Raw genomic sequence first — 19,861 nt, forward strand, 5'->3', positions numbered from 1 at the left:
GCCTCCTCGTACCTATAGTCGCGGGCAGCCTCGATGGCGTCGGAGAAGTAATCGGTCACTCCAGTCGATGTCGTACTCGATGTATTCATCCACCACGCGGATCTGAGACTGCCAGACGCACGTGCCCAGCGAAGTGACCGGTCGTTGCGGCCAGCCATCGACCAGCAGTCTGATCGGTTCCCACCGTGGCACTCGTGGTGCCGCAGATGGCCGCAGCCACCGTCAGCACGAGTGCTGCCAGCCGGGACCGATGGATCTCATGCTCGAGCTTGTTGGCCGTCTGGGACCATGCCGACTGCTCATCCCAGACCTGCTTGACGACATCACAATCACTCGCGATGACCTCTCCGCCCGACCCGATCGAGAGTCGTGCACCCGCCAATGGGTTGATCGGGTAGTTGGGTCGGCCCGCGGCTTGCAGCACCTTCACGGGTCTCGATCAGGGCGATGTCGTGATGCCGTTCGACCTGCCACGGCAACTCGTCCTGGCTGGTCTGGATGGGCGGTGTGGTTGATCGGTAGCGTTCGGTCATGGCTGATGAACGGTGGCGGGTGTTCGTGAGCCATACCTCCGAGTTGCGTGACCATCCGGTCGGTGGCTCGTATGTCGCGGCGGTCGAGCGGGCGGTGTCGGCGGCCGGGCACGTGATCGTGGACATGGCCGACTTCCCGGCCGCCAGTCAGGCTTCGGCGCAGGAGTGCATTAGCGTGTCCGGGGTTGTGATGTGCTGGTCGGGGTGCTGGGCACCCGGTACGGGTCTCCGGTCCGTGATCAGCCGGACGTGTCGTATACGGAGCTGGAGTTCCGGACCGCGACCGAGGCCGACAAGCCTCGGCTGATGTTCCTGCTCAGCACCGAGACGGTGGTGGAGGGCATTCCACCGGCCAAGTTGATGGACCGGGAGTACGGCGACCGGCAGGACACCTTCCGCCGGTCGGTGAACGACAGCCGGCTGACGACGAAGACGTTCGCCAGCCCTGACCAGTTGGGCCAGTTGGTCGAGCGTTCTCTGCGGGAGCTCGCGGCGACCAGGCAGCGTATGGCGAGTGCTCTGGCCCGTGAGCAGGTCCCGGCGGAGCCGGAGCCGGTTCACACCTCGAAGTTCCTGAACCCGCCGCCGTTGACGGCGCCGTCCTGGTTCGCCGGTCGGCACATCGAGACCGACCTGTTGGCCCGGGATCTGGCCGACCCGGGGACTCGGATGGTCCTGCTCAGCGGTCGGGGCGGGATCGGCAAGACCACTCTGGTCTGCCGGCTCCTCAAATCTCTGCAAGCCGGCCGTCTGCCCGATCCACCGACTCACCGGTCCCAGGCCGGGGAGGGCAGTGCCTCCCGGCTTGTGGGTGGGGTCATCTACCTGTCCCCGGTCGGTGCTCACACCGTCCGGTATGCCACGCTTGTCGACGATCTGCTCCGGCTGGTGCCCACCGATCAGGCGCGCCCGCTGGCGGCGATGTTCGCTGACCCGGGCACCACCCCGACGGTGATGATGCGCGCGGTGCTGCAGGCCTTCCCGGTCCGGGAGGAGGCCGGCCCGGTCGTGGTGTTGCTGGACAACCTCGAAACCGTCATCGACGCCGGCACCGAGTCCCTCACCGAACCCGCGCTGCAGGAGGCGCTCACGACGCTGCTGACCGCCCCGGCCCATGCCGTGACCGTGGTGGCCACCACCCGGGTGGTCCCGGCCGGGCTGTTGAAGGTCATGCCGGGGGTGCAGCGGCACCGGCGCCTGGACGCCGGCCTGGACACCGCCGATGCCGCCACCGTCCTGCGCGCGCTGGACGACGACGGCCGGTTGGGTCTGCGCGAGGCCCCCGACACGGTCCTGGCCGGGTTACGCGAGCACACCCGCGGTTTCCCCCGCGCCCTGGAGGCGGTCAAGGCCATCCTCGAGGGTGACCCCGGCCTGACCCCGGCGGACCTGCTCGACAGCACCCGGCAGTTGGGCGAGGACGAGGTCGTCGAGGTCCTGGTCGGGCAGGCCTACCGGCTGCTGGACCCCAGCGCCCAACAGGTCATGCAAGCCCTCGCCGTCTTCCCCGGCCCGGTCCCCGCCGTCGGTGTCGACTACCTCCTGCGAACGGTCAACCCGACCATCGACGCCGCCCCGATCCTGACCCGGCTGCTGCGCCGGCAACTGGTCCACGTCCAAGACCACCGCTACGGACTACACCCCATCGACCGCGCCTACGCCCTGACCCAACTCCCACCCGGCGAGCCCGGCGGCAGCCCGAGCGAGTTCACCCGGGCAGGGCTGCAGGCCCGGGCCGCGGACTACTACCAGCAGACCCGCACCCCCCGCGAGTCCTGGCGGACCCTGACCGACCTGGCCCCCCAACTGGCCGAGTTCGACCTACGCTGCGCCACCCACACCTTCGACACCGCCGCCGCCATCCTCACCGACATCTCCTTCCACTACCTGCAACGCTGGGGCCACACCCGTGAAGCCCTCGACCTTCACCAGCGCCTCGACGGCCACCTCACCGACCCCTGGGACCGGGCCGCGAACCACACCCACCTCGGCCTCTGCTATGCCGCCCTCGGGCAGGTCGCCACCGCGATCGGCCACTATCAGCAGGCCCTGGCCATCTTCCGGGAGATCGGCGACCGGCTGGGCGAAGCCGCCGCCCTGAACAACCTCGGCCTCTGCTTTGCCGACCTCGGGCAGGTCGCCGCCGCGATCGACCACTACCAGCAGGCCCTGACCATCCACCGGGAGATCGGCGACCGGCTGGGCGAAGCCGCCGACCTGGGCAACCTCGGCTCCTGCTACGCCGCCCTCGGGCAGGTCGCCGCCGCGATCGACCACCACCAGCAGGCCCTGACCATCCACCGGGAGATCGGCGACCGGCTGGGCGAAGCCGCCGACCTGGGCAACCTCGGCCTCTGCTATGCCGCCCTCGGGCAGGTCGCCACCGCGTTCGACCACCACCAGCAGGCCCTGACCATCTACCGGGGGATCGGCTATCCCTATGGCGAGGCGCTGGCCCTGGTCGGCCTCGGCGAGGCCGCAGACCAGACCACGCCGTCAGGGGCCGCTGACTGGTACGGGCAGGCTCTAGAGATCGGGGAACGTACGGGCAACGCTCAGGTCCGCAGCACCGCCGGGACGGGGCTGGCTCGCCTGCATCTGCTCACCGGCGACATCGACGCGTCTCTGGCGATCGCCGCCACCGCGACCACGGTGGGCCATCCCCCGGACCAGGCGATGCTCGCCCTGCTCACCGGCCTGGCCCATCGACGAAACCACCAGGCCGCCACCGCAGTCGACCATCTCCGCCGCGCCCTCACCCACACCGGCACCCGGCTCACCGCCAATCCCGACGACTACGCCGCCGCCGACATCCGCGCGCTGGCGTTCTGCGGCCTGTCTCTGACCGAACCCGACGCCGCACCAGCACACCTGCACGAGGCTGTCTGCGCGTTCCGGCAGGCCCGCCGCATCACGGCCGCACCCGGAATCGTCGCCCGCACCCTGCACCTGTTCGACCACCTCACCGACCACCCCACCCCGGCCCTGCAGCAGGCACGAACCGCCGCCAGCACCACCATGTGATCCGGACACGCCCGCCACCCATCCCCGAGACCCTGGGCACCACCACCACGCAGACCCGAGCATCGACGACCAGGTGGTCGACCGTCCCTCAACGCCCCCACCCGAGCGGTGAAGTGCACGGTCCCAAAGGATCAGCGAGCCCAGACCGGATCCGTCGCCGATCGGTGAACGCCACACCTGACAGACCGGTGAGCCGGGTGACTCACGACCCTGCGGCGAACGACTCAGGACCCGGGCCTATCGCACGCCATCGCACGTCCGGCCCCGAACGATTCTCACATGAAACGTGATCATGGCTCTGACCAGGGGGATTGTGGAGCGGGTGACGGGAATCGAACCCGCACTGTCAGCTTGGGAAGCTGATGTTCTACCATTGAACTACACCCGCGTGATCACCCGATCGGCCGTTGTCGCGAGCCTGATCGAGGTGCCGGGCGTCATCGTAGCAAGCCTCATCCGTGCTCTGCTGCCCCCTCCAAGGTCCATGATCACCGTTAGATCGCAGTTCCCTCCGGTTGAAGCGGAGCAGACTGCGATCCAACAGTGATCATGGGCGTTTCGGCGGGGTTCGGCGGCGCTCGGTAGGGCGCGCGCAGGGTGGGAAGGAGCGCAGCGCTGACGAGTGGCCACCCCTCGTGGTCGGCAGGCGAGCCTGCGTGGCGCGGCGGGTGAGCATGACGGCATCGTGGCGGCGACCCCTTCGGGAACGGGCTACCGTGGGCGGGTGCTGCTGTCCGACCGTGACATTCGTGCCGAACTCGAGTCCGGACGCGTCGTCCTCGACCCCTACGACGCGGCGATGGTGCAACCGTCGAGTGTCGACGTCCGCATGGACCGCTTCTTCCGGCTGTTCGACAACCACAAGTACCCGGTGATCGACCCGGCGCAGGAGCAGCCCGACCTGACCCGCTTGGTCGAGGTCAAGCCCGACGAGGCGTTCATCCTGCACCCCGGCGAGTTCGTGCTCGCCTCCACCTTCGAGGTCGTCACGCTGCCGGACGACGTCGCCGCCCGGCTCGAGGGCAAGTCCAGTCTGGGGCGCCTCGGCCTGCTCACCCACTCGACCGCGGGCTTCATCGACCCCGGCTTCTCGGGCCACGTCACGCTCGAGCTCAGCAACGTCGCCACTCTGCCGATCAAGCTCTGGCCGGGCATGAAGATCGGCCAATTGTGCTTCTTCCGCCTGTCCAGCCCCGCCGAGCACCCGTATGGCAGCTCCGCCTACGGATCGCGCTACCAGGGCCAGCGGGGCCCGACGGCGAGCCTGTCGTACCGCTCCTTCCACCGCACCACCGTCTGACGGCCTGCGGCCATGGCTCGTCGACGCAGTGCCCCCCTCACCGGCGTCATCGTCACCTACCCGGACGGCGGCCCCGCCGGTCTGCGCAACCGGCACCTGCTGCTGCTGCCCACCACGGTCGGGCCGCGCGACGTCGGTGAATTGTTGCGCTCACGCGTGCCCGACGCCCGGCTCGAGACCCAGGGCATCGCCCGGCTCGGCCGCCACTGCCGGATCTACGGCCCGTTCGAACTGACCATGGAGGACGCGGTCGACGCCGGCGTCCCGATGCCCTGGACCCTCGCCTACGCCCTGGACGCCCCGATCGAGCGCGACCTGCCCCCGGCGCCCGGTGAGGACGACCGCGACGGGTTCGCCCGCGCCTTTCCCCAGGGGTTGCCCTGGCGGGAGGAGGCCCGGGCGCTGCAGCTGATGGTGGGCCTGGCGCGGCGGCTGCAGGGCGCCGTCCGGGTTCACGGCTCCGGGGTGCTGATCCAGCCCGACCCGCACCGGGCCGTCGACCTGTTGCTGCACTCGCCCACCTGGCTCGACCCGCAGGTGGTGCACGGCATCGTGGCGCGCGTTGTGCCCGGTGCCGAGCTGGCCGTCGCCGGCAACGACTGGGGCGGCCCGGGCGCCGACGCCTATGGCGGCGCCTACACCGACGGACTGGACGACCCGCTCTCCCCCGCCGAACTCGAGGCCCTGCACGCCATGGCCGATCAGGCCGATCTGGCGGCATTGCGCTCGCGCGACACCATCGACGCCTACGCCGTCGTGGCCGAACTGGCCGGTCTCGCCGCACTGAGCTACGGCGTCCGGCCGCTGCCCGGTGGTCACGCCGGCGGCCAGCAGGACGGCGGCATCGAGGTGCTGGTGCACGTCTCGGCGCCGGGTGAGCCCTCGGTGGCCGATCAGGACTGGGGCGGGTCCGCCTTCGTCACCTACGAGGTGCGCTGGGCCTGCGCCGAGCCCGAGGAACGGGAGCGCCGGCTGCCCGCGTCGTCCTATCTGGCCAGCCGGGAACGGGTGCGGCCGGTGGTCAACGCCGTGGCCCGCGCGCTGGTCGAGGCCGTGGGCGGCGTGGTCACCGACGAAGAGGGCTTCCCGGTCGACCGCTACCACCTCTGAGTCGCGGCGCGGGACGGGCGGGGGTGCGGCGGCAACTCCCGGACGGGGACTCAAGGTGTGACGCCACAGGCCGATGCATACCTCGTCCCGTTCGGCGAGGAGGCACCCTGTGGATGCGATCGACGAGATCGTTGCCGAGTTCTTGGTCGAGAGTCACGAGAACCTCGACCAGCTCGACCGCGACCTACTGGCCCTGGAACAGAACCCGAATTCTCGGGACCTTCTGGCCAGTGTCTTCCGCACGATTCACACCATCAAGGGCACGAGTGGCTTCCTGGCCTTTCATCGCCTGGAGAAGCTGACCCACGTCGGTGAGAACCTGCTCAGTCGGCTGCGGGACGGCCGCATCGGGCTCACCGAGGAACGCTCCACGGCGCTGCTGGCCATGGTGGACGCCGTCCGTTCGCTGCTCGGGGACATCGAGCAGTCCGGCGTCGAGGGCGACACCGACCACAGTGAGCTGATCGAGACCCTCTCGTCCCTGCTCGAGGACGGCGCCGCCGCGCCCGCGCCGGCAGCCGAAGCCCCCGCGCCGGCAGCCGCGGCGGCTGTGGCGGCCGTGGCCGAGCCGGCTGAGCAGGCCGAGCAGGCACCCGCCATCCAGGCGTCGCAGGCCCCCGAGGCCGGCGCCGGAGCCACCAAGACCGCCACCAAGCGGCCCGCCGCCAAGCGCACCGCCAAGAAGGCCACCGGCGGGGACGGCGGGGACAGCGTCGCCGAGACCCCCGCCTCCGAGACCCCTGCCGCAGCCGGCGCAGGCTCCCCCACGACTCCTGACGCCCCGCCCATCGGTGAGGTGCTGGTCAAGTCCGGCGCCACCACCCCGGACGCCGTCGAGATCGCGCGCATGGAGCAGTCGCTGGGCGACCAGCGCCCCATCGGTAAGATCATGGTCGATCACGGCACCGCCACCCCGGCCGCGGTCGAGGGTGCGCTCGAGACCCAGAGCGCTCACCGCAGCGTGGTCGACAGCTCGGTGCGGGTCGACGTCGAACTGCTCGACTCGCTGATGCGCCTGGTCGGTGAGCTTGTGCTCGCCCGCAACCAGCTGGTCTCGCGCCTGGACGACGAGCGCGACACCGCCAAGGACTCCGCGCTCGCCCGCTCGGCGCAGCGCCTCTCGCTGGTCACCAGCGAGCTGCAGGAACAGGTCATGAAGACCCGGATGCAGCCGGTCGACGCGGTCTGGTCGAAGATGCCGCGCGTCGTCCGCGACCTGGCCAAGCAGTGCGGCCGCAAGGTGCGCCTCGAGATGGAGGGCCGGGAGACCGAGCTCGACCGCAGCGTGCTCGAGGCCATCAAGGACCCGCTGACCCACCTGGTGCGCAATGCGGTCGACCATGGCATCGAGACCCCCGAGAACCGGGTCGCCGCGGGCAAGACCGATGAGGGTGTGCTGCGGCTGCGGGCCTATCACGAGGCCGGCCAGGTTCACCTCGAGATCATCGACGACGGCGCCGGCATCAACCCGGACAAGATCGCCGCCAAGGCGCTGGAGCGTGGCCTGATCACGCAGAACCAGCTCTCGACCATGACCAAGCGCGAGATCCTGCACCTGATCTTCCTGCCCGGATTCTCGTTGGCCGCCAAGGTCACCAACGTCTCGGGTCGCGGCGTCGGCATGGACGTGGTCAAGACCCGCATCGAGGCCATCGGCGGCGCGGTCGACGTCACCAGCAAGGTCGGGCAGGGGTCGACCTTCCGGCTGACCATCCCGCTGACCCTGGCGATCATCCCGGCGCTCACGATCGGTTGCGCCAAGCGGCGTTACGCGGTTCCGCAGGTGAGCGTGCTCGAACTGGTGCGGCTGTCGGGCGAGCACGCCCGCGGCGGCATCGAGCTCATCAGCGGCGCCCCGGTCTACCGGCTGCGCGACATGCTGCTGCCGCTGGTGCGCCTGGACGAGCAACTCGGCCTGGTGCCGATGGGCAGCGCCGACGGACTCACCTCCGCCGACGACCCGATCGACGGCGAGCGAGGTGGTTTCATCGTCGTCCTGCATGCCGAACAGCAGCGCTTCGGCCTCGTGGTCGACGATGTGCTCGATACCCAGGAGATCGTGGTCAAGCCGCTCGGTCGTCACCTGAAGGGCATCCCGGTCTACGCCGGCGCCACGATCCTCGGCGACGGGTCCGTCGTCCTGATCCTGGACGCCGCGACGCTGGCCCGGCGCTCGAACGTGTTGGCCAACAACCTCGGGGTCACCACCGAGGACCACGGCAGCGAGGTCGAGCCGATCGACCCGGTGCTGGTGGTCGAGGTGGCCGGCGACCGCCGGGCCGCCATTCCGCTCGAGATGGTCACCCGGCTCGAGGAGATCCCGGCGACGTCCATCGAGCGCGTCGGCGGTCGCGAGGTCGTGCAGTACCGCGGGCACATCATGCCGTTGGTGCGGTTGTCGACCCTGCTCGGGGCCTACGGTGACGTGGGCGACCCGGACGCCGGCGTCCAGCTGGTGGTCTACACCCGCGGCGAGCGCAGCGTCGGGTTCGTCGTCGAGCGCATCCTCGACATCGCCACCGAACGCTCGGGCACCCGCAGCGACATCGACGACCACGCCCTGGTCGGCTCGGTGGTGGTGGGCGACAAGGTGGTCGAGCTGGTCGACATGCAGAGTGCCGTGCTGGCCGCCGACCCGCACTTCTACAGCTCCGCCGGTTCATTCGACACCGGTACGGTCACCAGCCAGTTCGAGGAGGCGCTGGTATGAGCCAGCTGTCCACGTTCCACGTCGGCAAGTACCTCTTCGGGGTGGACGTCGCCCTGGTGCAGGAAGTCGTCCGGCTGAACCAGATCACCCCGGTGCCGTTGGCCCGGCCGGAGATCGCCGGTCTGATCAACCTGCGGGGTGCGGTGCTGACCGCCATCGACCTGCGCGCCCGGTTGGGCCTGCCGCCCGCCGACGGCACGAGGGAACGCGTCAACGTCGTCGTCCGGGTGGACGACGAGCCGGTCAGTCTGCTGGTCGACGAGATCGGTGGCGTGCTCGAGGTCTCGCAGGTTCCCTTCGAGTCCACCCCGAGCACGGTGGACGAGAAGGTCCGCGATCTGCTGCTCGGCGCCTACACCCTGCCCGACCGTCTGCTGCTCGCCCTGAACGCCGAACGGGTGCTCGACGTCCCGGTCGAGGCTCGTGCCTGAAAACCACTGCCAGTCCCAGGAATCCGTCCGTCGATCGGCTGCCGTGCCGACGGCAAGCCACCCAAGGAGCACCATGTTGGCACTGGTTGTCGACGACTCTCGGGCGATGCGCTCGATCCTGACCCGCTTGATGACCAACCTCGGGTTCGATGTTGCTCAGGCCGGGGACGGCGCGCAGGCCATGGCCGTGTTGGACGCCGGGGCGCGTCCGGACGTCATCCTGGTCGACTGGAACATGCCGGTCATGGACGGGCTGACCTTCATCAAGAAGGTGCGCGAGCGCGAGGACCTCCGGGAGATCGCGCTGATGATGGTCACCACCGAGAGCGAACAGGGCAACATCGTGCGTGCCCTGGCCGCAGGAGCCCACGAGTACGTGGTCAAGCCGTTCACCGATGATGTGATCGCGGACAAGCTCAACCTGCTCGGGTTGGTCCCGGCATGAGCGGTCCCGCCCGGAAGATCCGGGTGTTGATCGTCGATGACTCGGCGGTGATCCGCAAGCTGGTCACCGAGGCCCTCACGGCCGATCCCCAGATCGAGGTCATCGGCTCGGCGCAAAACGGACAGCTCGCGGTCGAGCGGGTCGCCCGGCTCAAGCCGGACGCCGTCACGATGGACATCGAGATGCCCGTCATGAACGGCATCGACGCGGTCCGGGTGATCCGGCGGACCAACCCGCGCTTGCCGATCGTGATGTTCTCGACGCTGACCGAGCGCGGTGCCTCGGCCACCCTGGACGCGTTGCAGGCGGGGGCGAGTGACTACGTCACCAAGCCGTCGAACGTGTCCGGGTTCGCCCAGAGTCAGGCCAATGTCCGCGAGCAGCTGATCCCGAAGCTCAAGGCGCTCACCGGAATCGGCATGCGGCCGTTGGCCAGCGCGCCGCGTCCCCCGGCGCCGCGACCCGCCGGCCCCAAGGCTCAGCGCACCGGCCCCTACCAGGCCGTCGTCCTCGGGTGCTCGACCGGTGGACCCGATGCGCTGTCCAAGGTGCTGGCCACCATGCCGGGCAACCTCGCGGTGCCGGTGGTGATCGTGCAGCACATGCCGCCGGTCTTCACCCGCCTGCTCGCGCAGCGGCTGGACATGATCTGCCCGTTGCGGGTCACCGAAGCCGTGGAGGGCGACGAGGTGGTGCCCGGGCGCGTGTTGATCGCCCCTGGCGGCAGTCACCTCGAGGTACGTCGTCGCGGCACCTCCGTGGTCGCCCACCTGACCGACGCCCCACCGGAGAACTTCTGCCGCCCCGCGGTGGACGTGCTCTTCCGGTCGGCGGTCTCGGTGTACGCCGACCGGTTGCTCGCGGTGGTCCTCACCGGGATGGGGCGGGACGGCGAGAAGGGGGCGCGGCTGGTGCGGGACGCCGGCGGCGAGGTGATCGCCCAGGACGAGCCGACGAGCGTGGTCTGGGGCATGCCCGGGGCCGTCACCACCTCGGGACTGGCCGACAAGGTGGTCCCCCTCGACAAGGTCAGCGCCGAGGTCGTCGCCTCGTTGTCGCGCGGGCCGGCGCCCGTGGGGGTGGGGTAATGGGCATCTCCGCAACGGACTTCACCTTCGTCACCAACATGGTGCGGCAGCGCAGTTCGATCGACCTGCAGCCGGGCAAGGAATATCTGGTCGAGAGCCGCCTGGCTCCCCTCGCCCGCACGATGGGTGCCGACCTGGCCGCCTTGGTGGCCAAGCTGCGTGCCGGCGACGACCGGTTGCGTGATGCCGTCGTCGACGCGCTGACGACCAACGAGACCTCGTTCTTCCGTGACGCCAGACCGTTCGACACCTTCGTCGAGCACCTGCTGCCCGATGTCGTGAAGACCGCCAAGTCGCGTCAGATCACCATCTGGTCCGCTGCCTGCTCCAGTGGGCAGGAGGCCTATTCGCTGGCCATGTTGTTGTTGGAATGGCAGGCGAAGAACCCAGGCTGGACGGCGCGCATCGTCGGTACCGACATCTCGCCGAGCATGGTCGAGCGGGCGCGGGCCGGCAAGTTCTCTCAGATCGAGGTGAACCGCGGCATGCGGGCGCCCTTCCTGGTCAAGTACTTCGAGCAGGTCGGACGTGATTGGGTGATCAGCAAGCAGGCCAGGGACCTGTGCCGGTTCGAACGGGGGAACCTGGCCCAGCCGGCCGTGAACGTCCCGCAGTGCGACATCGTCTTCCTGCGTAACGTGCTCATCTACTTCGACCTCGACACCAAGCGCACGGTGCTGTCCCACGTGCGGCGTGTGCTTCGCCCCGGGGGGTTCCTGGTCCTCGGCGGCGCCGAATCCACCCTCAACCTGGACGACTCCTTCCAGCGGACCGAGCTGGGCAAGGCCGTCGTCTTTCGCCACACCGGAGGTACCCCGTGAGTGTGACCGACGAGTTCGAGGAGCACCGGCAGGATCTCGAGGATCTGCTCGTCGAGGTGCTCGCCTCGCTGCTGGGTGCCGACGAGGTCAGCCCCGGCTGGGACGAGGCGATGGACGACACCCCGGTGTTGGCCTCGCAGCTGGCGATCTTCGACCGATCGGACGAGTCCTTCACCATCGTGGAGATCCAGGCTCCGTTGATGGTCGGCCGCATGATCGGCTCACAGCTGCTCGGAGACCCCAACCCGTCGCCCGAGGACTTGTTGGACATGGTTGCCGAGCTGGGAAACATCTTGGCGGGCAACGTGAAGTCGCTGGTACGCCACTCGTGCCGGCTCTCGCTGCCCACGGCCGATGCCCACGAGAGGCCACGCCCGTCCGCGGGTGGTGTACGCGTCACGGCGTATGTCCTCGGCAGCACCATCGAGCTCACCGTGCGTCCCGCGGGCGCCGGCGAACCCGGGCCGGACGTCTGCTGGCCCGGATCGAACACCTACGACGAGCTTCTGGAGACTCAGCCATGAAGATCCTGGTTGCGGATGACAGCAAGGCGATGCGGATGATCGTGATCCGGACGCTGCGCCAGGCCGACATGGCCGGGCACGAGATCCTCGAGGCCGAGGACGGTGCCCAGGCCCTGGCCATGGCCGGGAGCCAGTCGCCGGACATCATCCTGTCCGACTGGAACATGCCCAACATGACCGGGATCGAGCTGCTCAAGGCACTGCGCGGCCAGGGCTCGCAGATCCCGTTCTGCTTCGTGACCTCCGAGGGCTCGGAAGAGATGCGTACCCTTGCCGCCTCTGCCGGCGCCCTCGGTCTGATCGCCAAGCCCTTCACCGCAGACCAGTTCACGGAGATCCTCGGAACGGTGGTGTCCTGATGGCCGAGACCATGACCTCGCCCCTGCCCAGTCGGCACGCGGTGCGCTCCCTGCTCGAAGGCCTGATCGGGCGTGACGTCGAGATCAGGGACGGGTCTCCGGTGCCGCCGAAGACGACGAACATCGTGGCCGTCTTCGTCACCGACAAGCTCGCCGTCTCGGCGATCGCGGTGGCGAACATCGAGGCGGGCGCCCGGCTCGGTGGCGCCCTGGCGATGCTGCCCAAGGGTGGTGTGGACGACGCCATCGACAGCAAGGAGCTCTTCCCGTCACTGCGGGACAACTGCTACGAGGTGCTGAACGTGCTCTCGGCGGTGTTCAACGTGCCCAACGCCCCCCACGTGCGGCTCTACGAGATGCTCGGCCCCAACGGGTCCGTTCCGGGCGACATCGCCACGCTGAGCGCCTCGGCGGGTAATCGCATGGATGTCGAGATCGACGTGGCCGGGTACGGCAAGGGCCTGATCTCGCTGATCTGCCGCTGATCGGCCCGTCTCGCCCCTGATCGCCGAAGGAGCCACCATGTCCGCACACCTGGTCGAGCCACCGCGCTCGGACCTCGTGCGTCGCACCCGCGTGGGCCGGCAGGCGATCTACGATGCCGAACGCCACGTGGCCGCCTACGAGATGTTGTTCCACGCCGGCGCCTCGGGCGGGGAGGAGGTGGCCGGTGAACAGGCCACGTCACAGTTGATCGCGACCACGTTCGGGACGTTCGGGCTGGAGGCTATCGCCGACGGCCGGCCGGTGTTCATCAACTTCACCCGGGCGTTCCTCACCGGGGTGATCCCGATCCCGGTGGAACCCGAGAACGTCGTGGTGGAGCTGGTCGACACCCTGGCCGTCGATCACGAGCTGCTGCTCGGCCTGCGGACCCTCAAGGACGCCGGGTATCGACTGGCCCTCAAGGGGTATCGCGGGGAGGCTGCCCACGGGATGCTGATCGACCTGGCCGACTTCGTGGCCATCGACGTCGCGGGGATCACGGGTCCGGCGTTGTCGGAGGCGGTGGCCCAGGCACGTTCGGGTGGGGCCACCCTGCTCGCCACCGACATCGAGAATGCGGCCACGCTGAACAGTTGCGTGGCACTGGGATTCGAGCTGTTCCAGGGGAGCCATCTGCAGCGGCCCAGCGTGCTGGAGGGGCGCACCCTCTCGCCGCTCCAGCTGGTGTGCGTGCGCTTGTTGAACAGTCTCGGGGATCCCGACGTGCCCATCGAGTCCATCGAGCAGATGGTGGGCAGTGACCCCGGACTGACCCTTCGGTTGCTGCGGACGGCGAACTCGGCGTCCCACGGGCTCGCCGCGGAGATCGCCTCACTGCACCAGGCGATCGTGTTGCTGGGGCCGCGCCGGCTGCGCTCCTGGGTGGTGCTCACCCTGCTCGAGGGCGGTGCGGCCCGAGGTCGCTCCGATGATCTGTGGAGCGTGCTGGCCCGGGCCTTCGCCTGCAAGCGTCTGGCCAGTCACGAGGGCGATCTGGCGTACACCGTCGGACTGCTGTCGGGGTGTGCCGACCTGCTCGGCGGTGACCCTGCCGAGGTGGCCGCGGGCGCCGGGATCGGGGCGCAGGCCCGTGCCGCCCTCCTGGACGGGGACGGCGAGGCCGGGCGCGCGCTGACGGCGGTCCTGGCCCACGAGCAGGACGACATGGATGCCATCGCGGCGACCGGGTTCATGCCCTTCGACGTCTCGCGTGCCTATCTCGAGTCACTGAGCGAATCGCTCACCGTCGTCCACGGCCTGACCCAGTCCTGACCCACCCCCCAACCGTGATCATGCAATTCGTGCACGCTCGTGAATTCATTCACGAGCGTGCACGAATTGCATGATCACGGGGTTGGGGTCAGGCCCCGTTCGATGGCGGCGATGAGCTCCGGGCGAAGCCTCGAGGCAGGGATGATCGCGTCGACCGAACCCACCTGGACCGCGCGCTCGATGGAGTGCACCGCGTCGAACTCGGCGGCCACCTCGCGCAGCTTCTCGGCCCGCACCGCGGCCCGCAGTTCGGACAGCTCCCGGCGCTGCAACGCCGCCTCGGCCTCGCCGGCATTGGCCAGGTAGCGCTCCACCGCTCGCACCCGGGGGTCGGCCGAGGTTCGGGCATCGACCTCGCCGGTGAACACCACGCCGGCTGCGGGGGCACCGCCGATGACCGAGGCGAACGAACCCTCGACCGCCAGCACCTGCATCCGGTCGTTGAGCGCCTTGGAGAACACCACGAACGCCCCACCGTGGTAGCGCGAGATCACGCAGAACACGATCGGGCCGTCGAAGTTGGTCACGGCCCGGCCGATCTCGGCGCCGTATTCCAACTGCAGTCGACGCATCGACTCCGGCGAACCGTCGAAGCCCGACAGGTTCGCCAGGACGACGACCGGCCGGCTGCCACTGGCCGCGTTGATGGCGCGGGCCGCCTTCTTCGAGGACTGGGGGAACAGCGTCCCCGCGGTCCAGGTGTCCGGGCCATCGGTGGGCGGGAATCCCCGTCGGGCAACGGATCTGGACTCGATGCCGAGGAGACAGACCGGGTGCCCACCGAGGTGGGCATCCATCACCACGCAGGTGTCGGCCTCGGCCGTTCCGGCCCAGCGTTCCAGCGGGGCGTGATCGGCGTCGGCCACGGCGCGCAGCACCGTGCGGATGTCGAACGGCTTCTTGCGCTCGGGATTGACCACCGCCGAGAAGATGTCGCCCACGGTGCGGAAGTCCGGGGCAGCGCCGTCCACGAGGGGGTGCGGGTAGTCGCACACGTCGCGATCGCGCGGGTCGGTGCTGGCCACCGAGCGGGCCACCCGCTCCCCCGGGGCGACATAGCTGTGCGCGTAGTGCGCGAACAGGACGTCGACGGCCCCGGCCAGGTCGACGGCCCAGTACTGGGCCTGCCCGTTGGGACCCATCACCCGGTCATAGCCACCGATGCCGAAGTTGTCCTCGGCCGAGACGCCACCGGAGTAGTCGAGGGAGGCCTTTCCGGTCAGCACCATGGCGCTGTCCGGAGTCATCACCAGAATGCCCTTGGTGTGCATGAGCATCGTCGCTTCGGCGTTCCAATACGGTTGCGCCCCAACGGTGATGCCCGTGACCACGACGTTGATCTCGCCACCGGCCTGGGTGAACTCGATGATCCGGCGCAAGGCACGAGCCACCCAGTCCATGTTCTCGGTACCCGAGGTCATCGAGATGCGGGCGCCCGCCGAGAGGGCGAACCACTCCACCGGCAGGCCCTGCTGCTCGGCCAGGTCGAGGGCGGCCATGATCCGCAGGCACTCGGCCTCGGCCACGGCGCCCAGCGCCTTGGTGGGGTCGCCGATCAGGACGACGCGACGCAACCCCTCGGGGAAGCGCACCGTCGGGGTGCTCACCAGACCGACCACCACCCCGGCGGTGTTCCCGCCGGGAGGTCGCTCGACCGGCACGAGAACGCCGTCGCCGCCGACCAGGTCGTGCTCGACGAACGAGCCGCCGCCCTCGAGCAGCAGCTGGACCAGCTCGTACGGGTAGACCGTGCCTCGACGCCGTGAGCGCAACACCTTCTGCGCGTAGTCGTCCAGGGGTTCGAGCCGAGCCTTGGGCGGTGGCCCGACACTCGCCTCGACGCCCGAGCCCGGCTGATACGAGAACCGGGCCGCGATCTGGGTCGGCTCGCCGGCACCGAGGGCGATGCGCCCCTGGGCCACCACCTCCTCGACGCCGGCACCGACGGTCAGCGGAGCGAAGGCGCGCCGCAACGCGGTCAACTGGTCGACCTCGGCGTCGATCACGGGCCAGATGTAGAGCCAGATGTGGTTCATGTCCAACGTGATCCGGCGTCCTCGGCGCTGTTGCTCGGCCGCCCGGGCCCGACGGATGGCGTCCATGCAGTTCGCCAGCGCTCGCTCGGCCTCGGGCAGCGAGTGCACCCGGCCGTCGGCATCACGGTCGATGGTGAGTTCGCGCACCTGGGCGATGGCCACCAGGCGGACGTCCGCATCATTGTCCGGCGCGACGCACCGGTAGAGCAGCACGTCGCTGGGTGAGTCGAGTCGGGTGAGCTGGAAGCTCCTCAGCCGCCACAGGTCGAGCCGCCGGCCCACCATCGGGTGGACGCCGCGCACCAGGGCATCCTCGACCACGTCGCCGGGCACCACGGCCCCGGTGGCCGCCGAGGTCCGATCGCTGTCGGAGGCACCGAGTCCCTGTGGGCGGAACGTGATGTGGCGGACCGCGTCGGCGGCCGAGCAGCTCACCACGGTGAGCCGGCGCACCCGGCGGGCGACGTCGAGCCCGTTGACGATCTGGTGCAGCTGCTCGGCGGCGGCCTCGGACTCGGGCATCCCGGGCCAGACCAGGTACAGGTCGATCACGGTCTCGTGTCCGGCGGGCGCGGCGTCGACCCGGGTCTGCAACAGGTCGACCAGTACCGACCCCGGCGTCAGCTCGACCAGATCGGCGACCGTGGCCACCAGGTGTGAGGGTCGGTTGTCGATCACGTAATCGGCGGTCACCAAGGCGCGGCCGCCGATGTCGTGCACCTCGAGCCGGTTCAGGGTGTGATCGCGATAATGGCGGCGCACCAGCACCTCGAGCATCGGCTCGACCGGGGCGCCCGTCGTCCGCAGCCGGTCGGCGAGGAAGCGCACCAGCGGCTCGGGGCTGGCCACCAGGGCGTTCACCCGCTCGTCGTGATCGCCGGCATCGGGGTGGGCGGCCAGGTGGGCCAGGTGGGCTCGCACCTCGTCGTAGGCCGCTTCGCGGGCCGCCTCGGTCAGGGGCGCCTCGAACCATCGGTACCGGGCGCTGCGGGCCAGGTCGCCGATGGTCGGATACCGCAGCTGAGTGGCCATCACCAGCCGGTCGAGCACGTCGCGGGCCCGGCGGGCGAGTCCGTCGAACGGCATGGGACTCGACAGCCAGCGCTCGAGCAACTCGGCGACCGCCGGCACCTGGGACGGTGTCAGTTGCTGGGCGAGGAACACCCGGTAGACAGCCTCCTCGAGATGTGGCGTGCGGTCGAGGGAGTCGATGCCGTAGTGGCCGAGCATGCGAATCAGCTTGCTGCGGAAGTCGTCCGGCAACCGCTCGCGGTCGGCGTCCAGCGAGTGCAGGTAGACGTGGAAGTACTCGCGCGGGCTGTGCACCTGCTCGCCGGCGACCTCGCCGACATCGCCCGCATGGGGGCGATTGCGGGTCAGCTCGCACAGGTCGGCGAAGACGGTCAGGACGTCGAGTTCGGCCTCGAGCAGGGCGCCGTCGAGCGCCGAGCCCGCGGCGCTGCCGGCCGAACTCACCTGTTCATCGCACAGCGACCGGTACTCGGCCACCAGCGGGCGGCCCTGGTCGGGGGCGATGTCGAAGCCCAGCAACAGGTTTCGCAGGTCGGCCAGGGCGCTGAGGGCCTGGTCGCGAGGGGCCAGCTCGGCCGAGGGCAGCGGCAGCTCGACCGGGACACCGGGGGCCTGTGCGGCCGCGGCCGCCTCGTCGCCCTCGTCCTCGATCGGCTCCAGAGCGAGCAGCGGATGACCCGCGCCGACCTGATCGCCCTCGCCCACCAACAGTTCTCGCACCCGCGCCGCATACGGCGCCGGGATCACGGTCTCCATCTTCATGGACTCGAGCACGATCACCGGTGCACCGGCTGCGACGACGTCACCAGCGGTCACGGGCAGCGCCACCACCAGCGCCGGTGCCGGCGAGGGAACCACGCCGCCGGAGTCCTTGGTGATGCGGTGCACGGCGGCATCCACCTCGACCAGGTGGGACGCCGCATGCGTGGCCATGACCACCTTGTGGGTGCTGTCCTCGACGGCCAGGCGGCCGGTGAACGGGCCGAGCCGCTCCAGGGTGGCCTCGACCACGTCGCCGTCGACGCTGACCCGGTACCGGTCCAGGCCGACCTGGGCCACGGCGAGGTCGTGGGTGGCGCCGCGCAGTCCGAGCGCGAACTCGCGGCCGGCCTCGTGGCGTCCCTGGGGCCGCCCGCCCCAGGCGGTGGCCAGGAATCGGTTCCGCTCGGTGCGCTGTGCCTCGTCGTACGCGTCGATTCCCGCTGCCACCAAGGCGATTCCGGCGTGCCGGTGATTGGTGAGGCCGCCCGCGGCGCGCTCCCGGTCGATCCAGCCGGTGTCGGCGCTGCCGGTGCGCACCTCGGCTCGGGTGAGCAGGTCGAGGATGAACGACTTGTTCGTCGTCCCGCCCTCGATGACCACCGTGGTGTCCTCCAGCGCCCGGCGCAGGCGGGCCAGGGCCTGCTCGCGATCCGCGCCGTACGCGATCACCTTGGCGATCATCGAGTCGAAGTCCGCCGGGATCAGATCGCCCTCACTGACGCCGGTGTCGATCCGTAGACCGGGCCCGGTGGCCAGGCGCAGCAACGAGATCCGTCCCGGTGCGGGGGCGAAGTCACGGTCGGGGTCCTCGGCATTGAGTCGGGCCTCGACGGCATGCCCGGACTCGCCCGGCTGCTCGCCCACCAGCTCGGGCAACGTGAGGCCGCCGGCCACACCGAGCTGCAGGGCGACCAGGTCGAGTCCGGTGGTCATCTCGGTGACCGGGTGCTCGACCTGCAGCCGGGTGTTGACCTCGAGAAAGGCAAAGGTGCGCTCGTCCGGCTGGTAGAGGAACTCGGCCGTCCCCGCACCGCGGTAGCCCACCGCCAGGGCCAATCGCGCCGCCGAGTCCTTCAGCAGCGCCACCTGCTCGGCATCCAGGGCCACCGAGGCCGATTCCTCGATCACCTTCTGATTGCGCCGTTGCACCGAGCAGTCGCGTACGCCGAGCGCCCACGCCGCCCCCTGACCGTCGCCGATCAGCTGCACCTCGACATGCCGGGCGCCGGTGACCAGCCGCTCGAGGAACACCACGTCGCTGCCGAAAGCGCGCAGCGCCTCGTCGCGGGTGCGGTCGAACACCTCGGTGAGCTCGGCGTCGCTGCGCACCACACGGATGCCGCGGCCCCCGCCGCCCGCCGCGGCCTTGAGCATCATCGGGTAGCCGATCCGGGCGGCGTGCTCGAGCGCGGTGGCCAGGTCGGGCAACGGGCCGTCGCTCCACGCCGCCACCGGGACGCCGGCCCGCTCCGCAATGATCTTGGAAGCGATCTTGTCGCCCAGGTCGCGCATCGCCGCCGGGGTCGGGCCGACGAAGGTGACCCCGATGCGTTCGCAAAGTTCGGCGAACGTGGCGTCCTCGGCGACGAAGCCCCAGCCGACCCAGGCGGCGTCCGCCCGGGTCTCGCGCAGGGCACGTTCGAGCACGGCGTGATCGAGGTAGGGCCGGGCCGAGGCCGGGCCGAGGGCGTAGGAATGGTCCGCCTCGCGGACGAACATCGCCGTGCGTTCGCCGTCGGTGTGCAGGGCGATGGTCTCGATCGGCTCCCCGGTGCGGGTCGAGAGCTCCCGGACGGCGTGGATCAGCCTCATGGCCGCCTCGCCCCGGTTGACGATCGCCACGCGCCGTAGCTGTGTCATGCCCCACTCTCCGCCAGAGGTCGTTTCGCCCCGTCAGGGTAGGAGTGACCGGCCGGTAAGGACACCGC

The 19,861-nt window shown here is 69.9% G+C and carries 13 protein-coding genes and 1 tRNA gene; 12 read left to right on the plus strand and 2 right to left on the minus strand.

Going from position 1 to position 19,861, the window contains the following annotated elements:
* Nucleotides 1-725 precede the first annotated feature (725 nt).
* On the plus strand, nt 726-3,557 hold the full coding sequence (locus tag IPK24_02350) for a tetratricopeptide repeat protein (GenBank protein ID MBK8074412.1): 2,832 nt from the start codon (nt 726-728) through the stop codon (nt 3,555-3,557).
* Nucleotides 3,558-3,871: 314 nt separating this feature from the next.
* Here the strand turns inward: IPK24_02350 and IPK24_02355 are convergent.
* Nucleotides 3,872-3,945, minus strand: a tRNA-Gly gene (locus tag IPK24_02355).
* 336 nt (nt 3,946-4,281) lie between these two features.
* Between IPK24_02355 and IPK24_02360 the strand changes: the two genes are divergently transcribed.
* The 11 genes from IPK24_02360 to IPK24_02410 all read left to right on the plus strand — a co-directional run bounded on the left by IPK24_02360 (nt 4,282) and on the right by IPK24_02410 (nt 14,103).
* A complete protein-coding gene (locus IPK24_02360) occupies nt 4,282-4,857 on the plus strand; it encodes a dCTP deaminase (protein MBK8074413.1) in 576 nt (191 codons plus the stop codon).
* Nucleotides 4,858-4,869: 12 nt separating this feature from the next.
* The gene (locus IPK24_02365) at nt 4,870-5,967 is read left to right on the plus strand and encodes a hypothetical protein (protein ID MBK8074414.1); all 1,098 of its coding nucleotides are present in this window, start codon (nt 4,870-4,872) and stop codon (nt 5,965-5,967) included.
* Nucleotides 5,968-6,040: 73 nt separating this feature from the next.
* Nucleotides 6,041-8,677 (plus strand): chemotaxis protein CheA, encoded by a 2,637-nt coding sequence (locus IPK24_02370; GenBank protein ID MBK8074415.1) that lies wholly within the window; start codon nt 6,041-6,043, stop codon nt 8,675-8,677.
* Nucleotides 8,674-9,108, plus strand: a complete 435-nt coding sequence (locus tag IPK24_02375) for a chemotaxis protein CheW (protein ID MBK8074416.1) — start codon at nt 8,674-8,676, stop codon at nt 9,106-9,108. The genes IPK24_02370 and IPK24_02375 overlap by 4 nt, the downstream gene beginning before the upstream one ends.
* Nucleotides 9,109-9,181: 73 nt before the next feature.
* Nucleotides 9,182-9,553: a response regulator gene (locus tag IPK24_02380; GenBank protein MBK8074417.1), complete on the plus strand. Its 372-nt coding sequence runs from the start codon at nt 9,182-9,184 to the stop codon at nt 9,551-9,553.
* Complete coding sequence (locus tag IPK24_02385; protein ID MBK8074418.1) at nt 9,550-10,641, plus strand: chemotaxis response regulator protein-glutamate methylesterase; 1,092 nt, start codon at nt 9,550-9,552, stop codon at nt 10,639-10,641. Before IPK24_02380 ends, IPK24_02385 begins: the two co-directional genes overlap by 4 nt.
* Nucleotides 10,641-11,462 (plus strand): protein-glutamate O-methyltransferase CheR, encoded by an 822-nt coding sequence (locus tag IPK24_02390; GenBank protein MBK8074419.1) that lies wholly within the window; start codon nt 10,641-10,643, stop codon nt 11,460-11,462. Before IPK24_02385 ends, IPK24_02390 begins: the two co-directional genes overlap by 1 nt.
* Nucleotides 11,459-11,986: a chemotaxis protein CheX gene (locus IPK24_02395; GenBank protein ID MBK8074420.1), complete on the plus strand. Its 528-nt coding sequence runs from the start codon at nt 11,459-11,461 to the stop codon at nt 11,984-11,986. The genes IPK24_02390 and IPK24_02395 overlap by 4 nt, the downstream gene beginning before the upstream one ends.
* A complete protein-coding gene (locus tag IPK24_02400) occupies nt 11,983-12,345 on the plus strand; it encodes a response regulator (GenBank protein MBK8074421.1) in 363 nt (120 codons plus the stop codon). Before IPK24_02395 ends, IPK24_02400 begins: the two co-directional genes overlap by 4 nt.
* Nucleotides 12,345-12,830, plus strand: coding sequence for a hypothetical protein (locus IPK24_02405; protein ID MBK8074422.1), 486 nt, complete (start codon nt 12,345-12,347; stop codon nt 12,828-12,830). The genes IPK24_02400 and IPK24_02405 overlap by 1 nt, the downstream gene beginning before the upstream one ends.
* Nucleotides 12,831-12,867: 37 nt before the next feature.
* On the plus strand, nt 12,868-14,103 hold the full coding sequence (locus IPK24_02410; protein ID MBK8074423.1) for an HDOD domain-containing protein: 1,236 nt from the start codon (nt 12,868-12,870) through the stop codon (nt 14,101-14,103).
* Nucleotides 14,104-14,177: 74 nt separating this feature from the next.
* On the opposite strand, the gene IPK24_02415 is transcribed toward IPK24_02410, so the two are convergent.
* Nucleotides 14,178-19,793 (minus strand): ATP-grasp domain-containing protein, encoded by a 5,616-nt coding sequence (locus IPK24_02415; GenBank protein MBK8074424.1) that lies wholly within the window; start codon nt 19,791-19,793, stop codon nt 14,178-14,180.
* Nucleotides 19,794-19,861 lie beyond the last annotated feature (68 nt).

This window comes from Kineosporiaceae bacterium (assembly GCA_016713225.1).
GTDB lineage: Bacteria > Actinomycetota > Actinomycetes > Actinomycetales > Kineosporiaceae > JADJPO01.

Bases quoted from the DNA above. Each gene is read 5' to 3' on its own strand.
- IPK24_02365 (MBK8074414.1), top strand. From the start codon at position 4,870: ATGGCTCGTCGACGCAGTGCCCCCCTCACCGGCGTCATCGTCACCTAC.
- IPK24_02370 (MBK8074415.1), top strand. From the start codon at position 6,041: ATGCATACCTCGTCCCGTTCGGCGAGGAGGCACCCTGTGGATGCGATC.
- IPK24_02375 (MBK8074416.1), top strand. From the start codon at position 8,674: ATGAGCCAGCTGTCCACGTTCCACGTCGGCAAGTACCTCTTCGGGGTG.
- IPK24_02380 (MBK8074417.1), top strand. From the start codon at position 9,182: ATGTTGGCACTGGTTGTCGACGACTCTCGGGCGATGCGCTCGATCCTG.
- IPK24_02385 (MBK8074418.1), top strand. From the start codon at position 9,550: ATGAGCGGTCCCGCCCGGAAGATCCGGGTGTTGATCGTCGATGACTCG.
- IPK24_02390 (MBK8074419.1), top strand. From the start codon at position 10,641: ATGGGCATCTCCGCAACGGACTTCACCTTCGTCACCAACATGGTGCGG.
- IPK24_02400 (MBK8074421.1), top strand. From the start codon at position 11,983: ATGAAGATCCTGGTTGCGGATGACAGCAAGGCGATGCGGATGATCGTG.
- IPK24_02405 (MBK8074422.1), top strand. From the start codon at position 12,345: ATGGCCGAGACCATGACCTCGCCCCTGCCCAGTCGGCACGCGGTGCGC.
- IPK24_02410 (MBK8074423.1), top strand. From the start codon at position 12,868: ATGTCCGCACACCTGGTCGAGCCACCGCGCTCGGACCTCGTGCGTCGC.
- IPK24_02415 (MBK8074424.1), bottom strand. From the start codon at position 19,793: ATGACACAGCTACGGCGCGTGGCGATCGTCAACCGGGGCGAGGCGGCC.